This window comes from Cryobacterium adonitolivorans, assembly GCF_004402695.1.
GTDB lineage: Bacteria > Actinomycetota > Actinomycetes > Actinomycetales > Microbacteriaceae > Cryobacterium > Cryobacterium adonitolivorans.
This window is the reverse complement of record NZ_SOFL01000036.1, coordinates 63,864-76,614: the sequence shown is the minus strand read 5'-3', so window position 1 is coordinate 76,614 and position 12,751 is coordinate 63,864. Positions and strand designations below refer to the sequence as shown.

At 62.9% G+C, this 12,751-nt stretch carries 13 protein-coding genes and 1 pseudogene; 10 read left to right on the top strand and 4 right to left on the bottom strand.

The genetic code is table 11. The features are described 5' to 3' along the window. Positions 1-121: 121 nt before the first annotated feature. A complete protein-coding gene (locus tag E3O42_RS11160) occupies positions 122-934 on the top strand; it encodes a helix-turn-helix transcriptional regulator (RefSeq protein WP_134454008.1) in 813 nt (270 codons plus the stop codon). Between the two features lie 297 nt (positions 935-1,231). Here the strand turns inward: E3O42_RS11160 and E3O42_RS11155 are convergent, their stop codons facing one another. Continuing rightward, positions 1,232-1,459, bottom strand: coding sequence for a tautomerase family protein (locus tag E3O42_RS11155; protein ID WP_134454007.1), 228 nt, complete (start codon positions 1,457-1,459; stop codon positions 1,232-1,234). 11 nt (positions 1,460-1,470) lie between these two features. Continuing rightward, complete coding sequence (locus E3O42_RS11150; protein WP_198414121.1) at positions 1,471-2,256, bottom strand: IclR family transcriptional regulator; 786 nt, start codon at positions 2,254-2,256, stop codon at positions 1,471-1,473. A 110-nt stretch (positions 2,257-2,366) separates the two neighbouring features. On the opposite strand from E3O42_RS11150, the gene kduI reads away from it, so the two are divergent. The 7 genes from kduI (at position 2,367) to E3O42_RS11115 (ending at position 10,188) form a co-directional block, all read left to right on the top strand. After that, positions 2,367-3,185 (top strand): 5-dehydro-4-deoxy-D-glucuronate isomerase, encoded by an 819-nt coding sequence (gene kduI / locus E3O42_RS11145; protein WP_134454006.1) that lies wholly within the window; start codon positions 2,367-2,369, stop codon positions 3,183-3,185. 5 nt (positions 3,186-3,190) lie between these two features. Continuing rightward, complete coding sequence (locus E3O42_RS11140; RefSeq protein ID WP_134454125.1) at positions 3,191-3,955, top strand: SDR family oxidoreductase; 765 nt, start codon at positions 3,191-3,193, stop codon at positions 3,953-3,955. Between the two features lie 116 nt (positions 3,956-4,071). Further along, on the top strand, positions 4,072-5,103 hold the full coding sequence (locus tag E3O42_RS11135) for a sugar ABC transporter substrate-binding protein (RefSeq protein WP_241984780.1): 1,032 nt from the start codon (positions 4,072-4,074) through the stop codon (positions 5,101-5,103). A 203-nt stretch (positions 5,104-5,306) separates the two neighbouring features. Then, positions 5,307-6,152: an ABC transporter permease gene (locus tag E3O42_RS11130; RefSeq protein ID WP_241984779.1), complete on the top strand. Its 846-nt coding sequence runs from the start codon at positions 5,307-5,309 to the stop codon at positions 6,150-6,152. Further along, positions 6,149-7,669, top strand: coding sequence for a sugar ABC transporter ATP-binding protein (locus E3O42_RS11125; protein ID WP_134454003.1), 1,521 nt, complete (start codon positions 6,149-6,151; stop codon positions 7,667-7,669). Before E3O42_RS11130 ends, E3O42_RS11125 begins: the two co-directional genes overlap by 4 nt. 29 nt (positions 7,670-7,698) lie before the next feature. Beyond that, positions 7,699-8,658 carry an ABC transporter permease gene (locus E3O42_RS11120; protein WP_166787973.1) on the top strand — a complete coding sequence of 320 codons (960 nt, stop codon included), beginning with the start codon at positions 7,699-7,701 and terminating at the stop codon, positions 8,656-8,658. Positions 8,659-8,688: 30 nt separating this feature from the next. Then, a complete protein-coding gene (locus tag E3O42_RS11115) occupies positions 8,689-10,188 on the top strand; it encodes an aldehyde dehydrogenase family protein (RefSeq protein WP_134454001.1) in 1,500 nt (499 codons plus the stop codon). Positions 10,189-10,254: 66 nt separating this feature from the next. Here the strand turns inward: E3O42_RS11115 and E3O42_RS11110 are convergent. Continuing rightward, positions 10,255-10,674, bottom strand: a pseudogene (locus E3O42_RS11110) (ABC transporter permease subunit); the annotation flags it as partial. A gap of 71 nt (positions 10,675-10,745) precedes the next feature. On the opposite strand from E3O42_RS11110, the gene E3O42_RS18555 reads away from it, so the two are divergent. Next, positions 10,746-11,102: a cation efflux transmembrane domain-containing protein gene (locus tag E3O42_RS18555; protein WP_241984778.1), complete on the top strand. Its 357-nt coding sequence runs from the start codon at positions 10,746-10,748 to the stop codon at positions 11,100-11,102. A 122-nt stretch (positions 11,103-11,224) separates the two neighbouring features. Continuing rightward, positions 11,225-11,353 (top strand): hypothetical protein, encoded by a 129-nt coding sequence (locus tag E3O42_RS18745; RefSeq protein WP_255455071.1) that lies wholly within the window; start codon positions 11,225-11,227, stop codon positions 11,351-11,353. Between the two features lie 657 nt (positions 11,354-12,010). On the opposite strand, the gene E3O42_RS11100 is transcribed toward E3O42_RS18745, so the two are convergent. Beyond that, the gene (locus E3O42_RS11100; RefSeq protein WP_166787972.1) at positions 12,011-12,685 is read right to left on the bottom strand and encodes an NAD(P)H-binding protein; all 675 of its coding nucleotides are present in this window, start codon (positions 12,683-12,685) and stop codon (positions 12,011-12,013) included. Between the last annotated feature and the right edge of the window lie 66 nt (positions 12,686-12,751).

Here is a 12,751-nt window from a genome sequence, read left to right as displayed (position 1 = left end):
CGTCGATCCTCAAGAACACCAAATCCCACACGTGACACTGCGCCGTGCCGAATCACTGCAAGCCCGCTAGACCGGTGACCACCGCACTGGTGAGGCGCCCCGGTATTCGGTAACCTCGAGTATGGTCGCGCAGAGCAGGCTAGGGGCGTACCTGCGCGCGCGCCGAGAGCTCGTGCTCCCGGAAGATGCCGGTCTTCCGCCAAGCGTGAAGCGTCGTAGGGTTCCGGGGCTGCGCCGCGAAGAAGTAGCTGGCCGCGCCGGAATCAGCACCGAGTACTATCTGCGGCTGGAGCAGGGGCGTGAGGCGCAGCCGTCCAAGCAGGTCTTAGACTCCCTCGCACGTGCCCTCCTACTGGACGACGTCGCTGCTGCCTACCTCCATGGGCTCGCGCGACCCTCTGCTGCCGGCATTGCGGAACCTCGCGATGCGGTAGATGAGAGCGTGCAGTGGCTGATCGATTCGTGGCCGATGACGGCTGCAGTCGTCCACAATCGCTACATCGACGTGCTCGCCACGAACGCGCTTGCGCGCGCACTAAGTCCGAACTACCGAGTCGGCGTAAATAACTTGCTTTCCCTGCTGGTCGACCCTGCGGACCGTGAGTTCCACGACGGATGGGAAGCGTTGAGCGCCCGCTCGGTCGCTTTGCTCCGCTCGATGTTCGGCCAGCGAGGCGATGACGAGCGGCTACGCAAGCTCGTGGAAGGCCTGACAGTGCGCAGCGAGCGGTTCCGGGAGCTCTGGGGACGCAACGATGTCATCGAGGTCTCGAACGGCGTTCATGTTGTGCGGCATCCACTTGTCGGGCCTCTGACACTTCATTTCACTCGCTTGCCCTTAATCGGCACAGATGGGCACACGATCTTTCTATATCACGCGAAGCCCAACACGCTTACCGCTGAACGGCTCGCGGTGCTCGCGGCCATGGAATAGCTAGGGACCTCGCCAAGCAATCTGAGCGTCGATGCGTCGTCGTGGAAGGTGATCAACTGTGGACTGCGAGCCCCTTTCAGACGGCCAGGCCACTCGCGGCTCCGGCGACAGCGACCTTCAATTCGCGCAAGCGCATGAGTACGATCTTCAGCCGCGACCACAACGACCATTCCCCGTGTGACGGCGAGCAGCGTAAAGCTCGCTGCGCTGCTGTCGTCTCTCTGTCAGCTTCGTCGACTTGGGCAGAGGATGGTCAGCGCCGAGGCGCATGTCATTGACAGCGACGGCCGTGAACACCTAGCTTTCGGGAACGAAGCGGTTTACGACCTCGGACCGGCTCTCGTCTTCGCTTGCAAAGACTCCACCGTTCGCGACGATGTCGGGTGTGATCTGCTCGAAAACGATTCGGACGTCCTCTCGGCGTGCACCAAGGGTCTCCACGGCGCTGTTGGTTACGTCTTGCACGAAGGCGCGGCGCTGATCGATGTCGCGCCCTGCGAGAAGTTGGACGGTGATATTCGGCATGGGTACTCTCCTCAGAATCGTCGTCCGCTGAATTGGCGGGCGAGTTGGACCTTTGTCTCAAGCAGTAGCGAGATAATCTCCCTTTCGCGGTCCTCGTCAAGGCGAGCGAAAGGGACGGAGCAGCTGATGGCGTCCTTGGGCGGATTGGCGAAGGGCAGCGAGACGGCGAAGCAACGCATGCCGATACAGGCTTCCTCGTCGTCAATCGCGTAGCCGCTTGCGCGCACCGTTGCGAGACGTGCCACCAGCTCGGCTTTCGTGGTGATGGTCCGTTCGGTGATCGCGGGCAGGGGATCGACCAACCTGGCCAGAACGCGCTCGTCGTCGAGTTCTGCAAGCAGCGCCTTTCCCAACCCGGTGGCGTGAGCGGGCAATCGGCGACCGATGGCCGAGAACATGCGAAGCGGATGCCGCGACTCCCGCTTTGCCAAGTAGACAACATCTGTACCCTCGAGTCGCCCGAGGTGGATTGTTTCGCCCGTCGCGGCAGCCAGTGAGTCAAGTGATTCTGACGTGCGGGTCACGATCAGGTCTTGATCGACGTACGAGGCGCCAATGAGCAGTGCGTTGATGCCGAGCTGATACGTGGATCGGGTTGGGTCGGACTCGGCCCAGCCCCGGTGTTCCAGGGTTCTCAGGATGCTGTGGAGGCTGCTTTTGGGTATGTCGAGGGTGCGTGACATCTCCACCAGGCTCGAAGAGCCCTTCGCCGCGAGATGCTCGAGCACCTCGAGTGTGCGGTCCGCTGACTTCACAGGCGAGAACTCCGACATACCCGATGCGTGCTCGCCGTCCATTGAATCATCCAACATACGGAACAGCATACGCCCACTTGACTAGTTTGCGCATCAGGCTTAGTCTCCGTACAAGATACAGAACGTCGCTCAAGGATGAGGATGGACGCCACATGATTTCAGTTAGGCAGACCACGGGCCCCGATGGCCTGATAGGCGCATCCACGGGGGACCTTCGCGATAAGTTCCTCGTTCAGGATTTGTTCGTTGAGGGCGAGTTTCGCGGCACCTACCTCGCCGACGATCGCATAGTCGTTGCCGGTGTTGTGCCGGGTGACCACGACATCGAGCCCAGTGGACTAGACGTGCTCGGAACCGACCTGCTCCTTGAGCGTCGCGAGCTTGGCGTGGTCAACCTCGCCGAACCGGGCGACGTGATTGTCGACGGCACGCCGTACCGACTGGGGCCTCTCGACGGTCTCTACGTCGGTCGCGGGTCGAAGGTGTCATTCCGCGGCAAGGGCGCACGGTTCTACCTCGTCTCGGCCACCGCGCACGAAACCCACCCAACGGTGCTCATCGCCCGTGACTCGGTCGCGCCGGTTTCAATCGTCGACGAACTTGGCGCCGGCGGCCGTACCTTGTACCGCTACGTCTGGGGCGGCGGCCACGGCTCGTGCCAACTCCAGTTCGGCGTGACAGTTCTCGACCTCAAGTCGGTGTGGAATACACTCCCGCCCCACCGTCACAGTCGCCGAACCGAGGTTTACCTCTACACCGGCCTCGGCCCTGATCACCGTGTCGTGCACCTGCTGGGCGAGCCGAACAACACTCGCCACCTCATTGTCGCCGAAGAAGAAGTAGTCATCGCTCCCTCGTGGTCCTTGCACATGGGTGCTGGCACGGCCCCGTATTCGTTCGTCTGGGCGATGGCGGGCGAGAACACCGACTACACCGACCTCGAACCGGTCAAGATCAGTGACCTGCGGTGAGCGCGATGCGTAACGTGAGTGCCCCATTTTCCCTCGAGGACCGCACGGCGCTCGTCACGGGCGCGGGCCGCGGCATCGGGCAGGCGATCGCGCTCGCGCTCGGCCGTGCCGGGGCGCAACTGATTCTCGCCGGACGCCCGGGATCGTCAGATGGTACAAGGCAGCAGCTCCAAGCACTCGGCGCCGAGGTGCGGTGCATCGACATCGATCTTTCCGACACGGCTGCCACGCAGAACTTCGCGCGCACCGTCGCGCAAGAGCATGACGTTGACATTCTCGTCAACAACGCGGGAGTAATCGAACGTGGCTCGAGCGTCGACGTCACTGTCGAGTCGTGGGGCCACGTGATGTCGGTGAATCTGCACTCGCCGTTCATCCTCAGCCAGGCCTTTGGCGAGCGCATGATCGCCCGGGGCCGGGGCAAGATAATCAACGTCGCGAGCCTGCTGGCTTTTCAGGGTGGGCGCACGGTGGCGACCTACGCCGTGAGCAAACACGGCATCCTCGGACTCACGCGGGCGCTCGCCAACGAGTGGGCGCAGCACGGCGTGCAGGTCAACGCCCTCGCTCCCGGATACATCGCAACCGACAACACGGCCGCGCTTCAGGCTGACGAGGCGCGTTCGTCGGAAATTCTCGCTCGCATTCCCAGCGGGCGCTGGGGAGAAGCAGCGGATCTCGGTGGGGCGGCGATATTCCTTGCCTCACCAGCATCCGACTATGTCACCGGGCACACCCTCGTCGTCGATGGCGGATGGATGTCCCGATGACCGGGCCCTGCTTCACCTGAAAACCCAAACACACCCAAGAAGAAAATGGAGAAGGCACAGTGAACACAATGACGCGTTCGCGCCGGGCAATCGCTCTGGCCACAATTGCAGTCTCAATGGCTGCCCTCGCGGGATGTAGCGCGAGTGCAGTTGGATCGACCTCGGGTGCCGCGTGCGCACCCGAGGACATCAAGCTCATCGGTCAGGTGCGCAACGAGACAAACCCCTACGAGAAGTCCTGGCTCGATGGCGGTCAGGAGTTGGCCGAGTCCCTCGATCTCGAGCAGAAGCGCCTCACCTATGCGGGGGAGTCACCCAAGCAGCTCGAGCAGATACGTCAGGAGCTCAGCACGGGCAACCCCGAGTGCATGGTCCTCAACGTTCTGCCGAACAGCGACTCGGACACCACTCCGATCGTCAAGGCGGTGGAGGAAGCCGGGGCTCATGTGGTGACGCAGTGGAACAAACCCGCCGACGTGCACCCGTGGGACGGCTATGACTCCTGGATCGCACACATCACGTACGACGGTGTCGACTCCGGCTACCAGATCGCGAAGGCGATGTTCGAAAGCATGGGCGGCGAGGGCAACGTGATCGCGCTGCAGGGCATCCTCGCCACTGCCGCGGCAAAGGACCGCTTCGCCGGACTGGAGCTCGCGCTCGAGGAGTACCCGGGTATCACGCTGCTCGACCAACAAGCCGCGGACTTCGACCGCACCAAGGCGTTCGATATCACCAAGACGCTTCTCACCAAGTACGGCGCTGACGTCGGCGGCGTGTGGGCGGCCAACGACGACATGGCGCTGGGCGCTCTCAAGGCACTGGACGCCGCAGGTTTGGCCGGCGAGGTCAAGGTCGTCGGTATCGACGCCGTGCCGGAAGCCGTTCAGGCGATCGAGGATGGGGCGATCACCGCGACGGTTTCGAGCGACGGTCCCTGGCAGGGCGGCATCGGCCTGGCGATGGGATACTGCGCTCTCACCGGCGAGCTTGATGTCACGGCTCAGCCGAATAAGAACCGCGAGTTCTTCGCCAAGCAGTTCCTTGTAACCGAGGACAACGCCGCCGACTACCTCACGCCCAGCATTGACCTCGCCGACTTTGACTGCGCCAACGTATTCAACCGCGTCGACAAGGCACTGGGCTAGCAATGAGATCCCTCCGGCCGGGGACGCTTTTGTCCCCGGCTGGACGGGGCGCCGTCGAGCGTCCCGTCCAGCCACCCGCAACCGGCCTGTTCTCAAGGCCGGAGATGCTTGGAACGTACGGCCCTCCTGCGGCGCTTCTTGCTCTGTGCACCGCATTCTCGATCGCCAGTCCACAGTTTCGTACCTGGACGAACCTGCGGAATGTGCTCGATTCCGCCTCGGTGCTCGCGGTCATTACCGTCGGCCTGACATTTGTACTTCTGCTCGGCGCTATCGACCTCTCTATTGAAGGCGTCATGGCGGCATCAGGACTTTCCGTCGCGCTGCTGCTCGCCAACAATCGCAACGACGTGGATCTCGGCTTCGTGGCAATCATCGCGGCGGTCGCGCTCGGCGCGTGCTTTGGCTTGGCCAACGGGCTTTTGTCTACACGGTTGCGCATCCCGTCATTCATGACAACCCTCGGCGTCTCAGCCATCGGTATCGGCGTCGCGACCGTACTCTTCGGCGGTATCCAGCCCACAATCTCCTCCCCGGCCGTCGCCGAGTGGGCCAACGGCCAGGTGCTCGGCCTTACGCGCTTGACCTTTGTCGCGGCCTTCGTGGTCGTTGTCGGAGTGCTCATCCAGCGATACACGCGCATCGGTCGCTATGCGAGAGTGATCGGCGGAGCCGAAGATCTCGCGGCGCTCTCGGGCGTGCGCGTTGCGCGCTACAAGACGCTTGCTTTCACCCTCGCTGGCGCCCTCTACGGGCTGGGTGGCGTGATGGTGACCATCCAGCTCGGCTCGGGCATCGTCGCAGCAGGCGCCGGTCAGAACTTCACCGCGATCACGGCAGCGGTCGTCGGCGGCACCCTGCTGTCCGGCGGTCGTGGCGGTGTCATTCAATCGGTTGTCGGTGTGCTCATCGTTACAGTTCTCGCTAACGGACTCGTGCTTATCGGAGTCAGTCCGTACGTCCAGAAGGCTGTGCAGGGGATCATTGTGGTCGCCGCGGTGGCCATCACCACCTGGCCGTTGCGTGAACGAATGCGAGTGGTCAAGTGAGCGTTCCTGTGCTCAACGTCGTCGACCTCAAGAAGAGGTACGCCGAGACCACCGCGCTCGGCGGCGTCACCTTCGAAGTGCGACCGCACGAGGTCGTCGGCCTCATCGGCGAGAACGGCGCGGGCAAGTCGACGCTGCTTAAGTCCCTAGTCGGACTCGTGCAGCCCGACAGCGGTCGTATCGAGTTGCGCGGCAATGCCGTAAAACTGCGCTCCGTGGCGCACGCCGGCTCGGCCGGAATCGGCATGGTCTTTCAGGAGCAGTCGCTAATCCCCAACGTCACGGTTGCGGAGAATATCCTGCTGGGCGCCGAGGGCGGAGCAGTGCGCGGCGGCATCTATCGCTGGCGGGAACTCGCCCGGCGTGCGCAGGTGCAGCTCGACAAGATCGGCTGCCTGGTCGACCCGATGGCCATCACCGACACCCTCTCGTTTGCCCAGCGCCAGCTGGTCGAGATTGCCAAGGTGCTCGCGATCGAGGAGCGCACGCATGCCGAGCCGGTGGTATTGCTAGACGAGCCAACTTCGGTGCTCGACTCCGACGAGATCGAGATTCTGTTCGCTCAGATCGAGCGCCTGCGTACTCATGCATCCGTCGTCTTCGTTTCCCACCGACTCGATGAGGTGATGAAGGTCGCGGACCGCGTCTATGTGCTCAGGAACGGGCAGACCGTCGGAGAGTTCGTGCCAGGCCAGACTGACGAAGCCGAGCTTCAACGCATGATGATCGGTCGCGACGCCCAAGGTAGCCACTACCACGAGGATGCTCAAGTCGACGTAAGCGCGAAGCCAGTGCGGCTGCGAGTCTCTGGCGTCTCTCTCAAGGGAGTATGTGATGCGGTCTCGTTCGACGTACGACGCGGAGAAGTTGTCGGACTGGCCGGGGTGCAAGGATCCGGTCGTGAGGAACTGAGTCGCGCCCTCTTCGGCGCCGAAACACTGAGCTCGGGGCACATCTCGATTGAGGGCGAGGTCAAGCGCTTTCGTTCGCCTCGTGCTGCGATCGCAGCAGGTTTCGGCTTCGTGCCGGCCGAGCGTCGCAGGGAGGGGATGGTCGCGACCATGACAATCGCCGAGAACGTGACCCTCCCGCACATCACCACAGTGTGCAATGGACCATTCCTCGATCGCCCCCGCGAACGACGGATCGTGAACGACTGGGTGCAAAAGCTCCGGGTCAAGGCACCGTCGATCGCCGCGTCGATCGCTACGCTCTCCGGCGGCAATCAGCAGAAAGCTGTACTGGCACGCTGGATGGTGTCGGGCGACTTGCGCGTGCTGATTCTGGACCATCCAACCCGCGGACTCGATGTTGGCGCAAAGTCCGAGGTCTACAAGCTGATCCGCACTCTCAGTGCGACGGATGTCGCCATAGTGCTTCTCGCGGACAGTTTGGAAGAAACCATCGCCATGAGCCATCGTGTGATCGTTATGAAAGACGGAAAAGTCAGTGCCGAAATTCCAGCGCCCGTCTCATCCAAACCCTCTCCGTTGGAGATTCTGGAGAGGATGATATGAGTATCAAAGTTGATGACAAGATCGGAACGGTGCGACGGGCCATTCCGGTGCGCGACGCGCGGGCACTATTCCTCCGTTTCATGCCGGGCATCGTCCTCGTAGTGCTCGTCCTTGCGGTCGCGCTGGCCAACCCCCTTTTTCTGCGCCCGAACAGCCTCCTGACCGCGGCCGACTCGGCGGCACCCCTTCTCGTGCTCGCCGCGGGGGCGATGCTTGTGATTCTCTGCGGCAGCATTGACCTGTCGGTCGCGGCGCTCGCCTCGATGTGCTCGGTCTTCGTAGCGCTCTGGGTGCCGGCGCTCGGAGGCTGGGCGGTGCTCGCCGCGGTGCTCGTCGGCGCCACTGCAGGACTCATCCAGGGTGCCGTGCACGTCGTTGCCCAAATACCGTCGTTCATTGTCACGCTCGGTGGCCTTGCTGTCTGGAGCGGTATCGGGCTCGTCGCGTCAAGCGCCGCGACGGTCGGAGTCGAAGGCGACTCGCTTGAGTGGGCATTCACTCGCATCGGTGATGCCCGGATCCCTTCGGCTGCTCTCATCGCCGCAGGGGTCGCGGTGCTGATCGCCGCCGTGTTTTGGTTCACGCCCGTGAGACGCTGGTTTGAGGCGGTGGGCAGCGCGGAACCCGCGGCCGTGCTCGCGGGTGTGCCCGCTGCCCAGATCAAGCTCGCGGCATTCACCGTATCGGGCGCATGCGCCGGGCTCGCTGGCGGACTGCTAGTGGCCCGCACCTATAGCGGTGCACCGGGCCTGGCCGACTCCTTGCTGCTGCCTGTGGTTGCCGCGATTGTTGTTGGCGGCACCGCGATCACAGGCGGCTACGGTGGCATCGGACGCACCGTGATCGGTGTGCTTATTATCACCGTCCTGCGTGTCGGCCTCTCGGTTGCGGGTGTCGATCCCTCGATTGAACAGATCATTTACGGTGTACTCGTCATCGGCGCGGTATCGCTGACAATCGACCGCTCAAAGTTTCAGGTCATGAAATAGACACACCCACCATGAAAGGTTCCGCACACAATGTCACAAATTCAAATGTCACGTATTGACCTACTTCCCAAAGTCACGAGTTACCTCTCGTCGCCGAAGCAGCTCCTCATCGACGGGGTGTTCCGCGATGCGACCGACGGTCGGTCGTTCCAGACCATCGACCCGTCGACCGCCAGGCCGCTCGTGTCAGTTGCGCAGGCGGGCATAGACGACGTGGACCTGGCGGTCGCCGCAGCGCGCCGTGCCTTCGATGAGGGCTCGGCATGGAGCAGGTTCACCCCCCGCGCTCGGGCCCGCTTGCTCTGGACTATGGGCGATCTGCTCGAACAACACGCCGATGAATTCGCACAGCTTGAGAGCCTCGACAACGGTAAGCCTGTCGGGTCAGCCAAGGAAGGGGATGTAGCAACCGCCGCGGAGCTGTTCCGCTACTTCGCCGGCTGGGCCACCAAGATGGAGGGCACGACGATCCCGATGTCGAGTGATATCCGGGAATTTCATGCGTACACGCGCAGGGAGCCCGTCGGAGTCGTCGCAGGAATCGTGCCATGGAACTTCCCCCTGGTGATGGCGTGCTTCAAAGTGATCCCCGCTCTCACCGCGGGAAACACTGTTGTACTCAAGCCCGCGGAGCAAACCCCGCTGACAGCGCTTCGCCTCGGTGAACTTTTCCTCGAGGCGGGTCTGCCCCCGGGAGTGCTCAATGTCGTCCCCGGATTCGGTGACGCGGGAGCAGCGCTCGCGGCGCACCGTGACGTGGACAAGGTCGCGTTCACTGGCTCGACCGAGGTCGGCAAGAAGATCGTCGCGGCCGCCGGCGGCAACCTCAAGAAGGTTTCACTCGAGCTGGGCGGCAAAGCGCCCAACATCGTTTTCGACGACGCCGATATCGACAAGGCGATCGTGGGTTCCGCCCATGCGGCCTTCTTCAACCAAGGCCAGTGTTGCGTCAATGGGTCGCGGCTCTACGTACAGCGCGCTGTGTTCGATCAAGTCGTCGAGGGCGTGTCCCGCATCGCGACGGCTATCCGCGTCGGTGGCGCATTCGACCCCGAGACCGAAATGGGGCCGCTCATCTCCGACGAGCAGTACACCAAGGTCCTCGGCTACCTGCGCGACGGTGCCGCCGGCGGCGCGACGCCCACGAGTGGCGGTGATCGGGTCGATCGCGAGGGATATTTTGTGCGGCCCACGGTCTTCACCAACGTCACTGAGGAGATGGCTATCCACCAGGAGGAAATCTTCGGCCCGGTCGTGACCGCCGTGCCATTCGACACAGTTGACGAAGTAGTGCGACTCGCCAACAATACCCGTTACGGTCTAGCCGCGGGACTGTGGAGCCGTGACATCGGGCGGGCGCATAAGGTCGGTGCACGCCTGCGAGCGGGAACGGTGTGGCTCAACACGTGGCATGCCGACGACGTCACCCTTCCCCGTGGTGGATACAAGGAATCGGGTTGGGGCCGTGAGTTGGGTTCCTTTGGCCTCGACGACTACACCCAGTTGAAGACAGTCATCGCGGAACTGTAAAATCTGCGCCGGCGCTGCATTTCGTCGTGGCGGAGTGGATGATCATTGAGTTGTGAATCGCTGTAGCTAGGGGAATCTCCAGGACGTGGAATCTTGGCAACTCCGAGTGACCGCGAGCAGCAACACTATGCCGGTGACGATGAATCTGAAGGATGAGTCGAGGTTGAGTAGGGTAAGTCCACTGGAAATGGATTGAATGACGATGGTTCCCAGAAGCGCTGCGAAGGCCGTTCCCCGTCCGCCGAAGAGGCTGGTGCCACCGATGACCGCCGCGGCGATGGCGTTCAGGTTCACGTCGCCTGCGCCGCTGCTCTGGCTCGCCGCCGCTAGTCGGGATGCCGCGAGGATGCCGCCAACCGCCGCGAGCGTGCTGCAGACCATGAAGACGGATGTGTAGACCCAACGCACGTTGATTCCGGCGCGGCGCGCTGCCTCGACGTTGCCGCCGACCGCGTACACGGAACGACCCCAGCTGGTGCGGGAGAGCATGTAGTGCAGCGCCAAGCCACGACGCCGCCGACTCGATCGATGACGCATTTGAGGCCAGCAAGGAGGGTGTGCGGGCGCTGAAGATCAACCTCGTCGTGCTCCTAGGCACCACCGTGTTGCAGCTGGGGGTCGTGCTCATCAGCGGGTCCGTTGCCCTCTTGGCCGACACCATCCATAACTTCTCCGACTCCCTCACCGCCGTACCGCTCTGGGTCGCCTTCATTCTCGGCCGCCGCGCCGCATCCCGCCGTGACACCTTCGGGTTGGGCCGGGCTGAGGATCTCGCCGGGCTTTTCATCGTCGTGGTCGTGGCTCTCCGCCGTCGTCGCGGCGTGGCAGTCGATCGCTCGACTCCTGGGTCCACGTCCACTCGAAAACCTTTGGAGGGTCGTTGCCGCCGGCATCATCGGCTTCGCCGGCAATGAGGCCGTCGCGGTGTATCGCATCAGTGTGGGCGAATGCCGCTCTGCTCGCTGTGCTCGGGATCACCTCAGTCGACCGCGCGCAGCTGCGCTGGGTAGGCCACCGGCTCCCGGGAGCCGCGATCGTGGCAATCGACGCGACCACGACGGTGGCGGCGGCATCAATCGTGCACGACGCGCATCATGCCCTGGAGCACGCGCTGCCCAACCTTGACGACTTTCTGATCGCCCAGCAGTCCCACAGAGAGCGTTGAAAAATAGGAAACAGGACTCTGCGTTCGCGGACGCGGCCGTGAGCCTGGAGGATGACGACCGCGGGACAAATAGGCGGGGTCAGTGGTTTGGCATCGTGGAGTCTGCCTTGATCCTCTCGCGCACGCCTTGAACAAACCAGCCAGGCGAAGCCGCGAATTCGTCGTGACGATTAGCCAGTCTTCCATTGCTCAGTGCGATGCGTGCTGATTGTGACGGGGACGCACCTCAGTGATTTCGACGGTGGCAGGTTTAGCTCTGAGTGGGGATCGCGTGAGCGGTTCGCGTTTAGTGCAATCGAAGTGGTTTGGGCGGTGGGGGAGTGGCGCCCGACGATGGTGGACCCGAACCACTTTTCCGGCAATTGGCCAGCTCCTCACGGACCAGAAGAGGAGATGAACTCAGCATTCGCTTCGAGAGAGAAGCTCATGAAATTCAACAACGCTCCTCATGGCGAATACACCGACAGGGACAGTCCTCACGAGGATCAAACGGACACGAGCCCGACCTCGTCCTGAAGCTGGATGATTGTACCGCTCTGCGATTGACCGAGGAGCGCGTTCGCTCGGACTATCGCGGATTCCACACCGTGCGGTCGCGGTGGGCGAACACTGCGAACCCGACTGGGTCGCGGCCGAGAACCTGACGGATATCGTCGGTCAGGCCCGCGGCCATGCCCAGCCGGGCGGTGGTGTAAATCGCCGCAGTGACCCAACTTCCTGCGGGCATGCACGATACACCGCAGGATACCGGGCCGAGCGCAGCGGATAGGCCGACCAACTTCTCAGCGCTTCATTCCCGGTCACCGTCCATGCGGTGTTCACATGCGCGGACGGGTTCAGGAGCGCGGCTGCAGCAACGGCTCCGACGTCTTCCACATCTGCGAATGCCGTCGCTCCGTTGCCTGCGGGGACCATGATCTCGTCCCGATCGCGAACATCAGTCAGATGGGTGGTGGACAGGTTTTGGTGGAAGAACGACGCCCGAACGAATGTCCAGACCACGCCTGAATCACGAAGCCACGCCGCGATCGCCGCGTGCGGCACGACGGTGTTCTTTTCTGCTCCTTGCAGCGACAGGAAAACCATTTGCGAGATCCCCTGGTTACGGGCGAATATCAGCGCCGGGAGCATCTGTTTTTTCGGTCTCCCCAGGCGCGGTGGGCGCATCAGGAACATTTGCTGCACCCCAGCAAAGGCGGCTTCCCAGGTAGTTGCGTCGGTGAAATCAAGCGCAACGGCTTCCACGCGGTCGCCGAATACACGCCGAACCGACTCGACGCTACGACCGGTCGCCCTAACGTGCGCGCCGCCATCCAGAAGCTTCTGCAACACTCGTGCCTGCATCGCGCCCCATCGCCGTCTCCGAGACCTTCGCACGTGGGATTTGTCCCCTATGAC

What these genes read in the sequence shown, in the direction of transcription:
- E3O42_RS11160 (WP_134454008.1), top strand. Translation starts at nt 122, where the DNA reads ATGGTCGCGCAGAGCAGGCTAGGGGCGTACCTGCGCGCGCGCCGAGAG.
- E3O42_RS11155 (WP_134454007.1), bottom strand. Translation starts at nt 1,459, where the DNA reads ATGCCGAATATCACCGTCCAACTTCTCGCAGGGCGCGACATCGATCAG.
- E3O42_RS11150 (WP_198414121.1), bottom strand. Translation starts at nt 2,256, where the DNA reads ATGGACGGCGAGCACGCATCGGGTATGTCGGAGTTCTCGCCTGTGAAG.
- kduI (WP_134454006.1), top strand. Translation starts at nt 2,367, where the DNA reads ATGATTTCAGTTAGGCAGACCACGGGCCCCGATGGCCTGATAGGCGCA.
- E3O42_RS11140 (WP_134454125.1), top strand. Translation starts at nt 3,191, where the DNA reads ATGCGTAACGTGAGTGCCCCATTTTCCCTCGAGGACCGCACGGCGCTC.
- E3O42_RS11135 (WP_241984780.1), top strand. Translation starts at nt 4,072, where the DNA reads ATGGCTGCCCTCGCGGGATGTAGCGCGAGTGCAGTTGGATCGACCTCG.
- E3O42_RS11115 (WP_134454001.1), top strand. Translation starts at nt 8,689, where the DNA reads ATGTCACAAATTCAAATGTCACGTATTGACCTACTTCCCAAAGTCACG.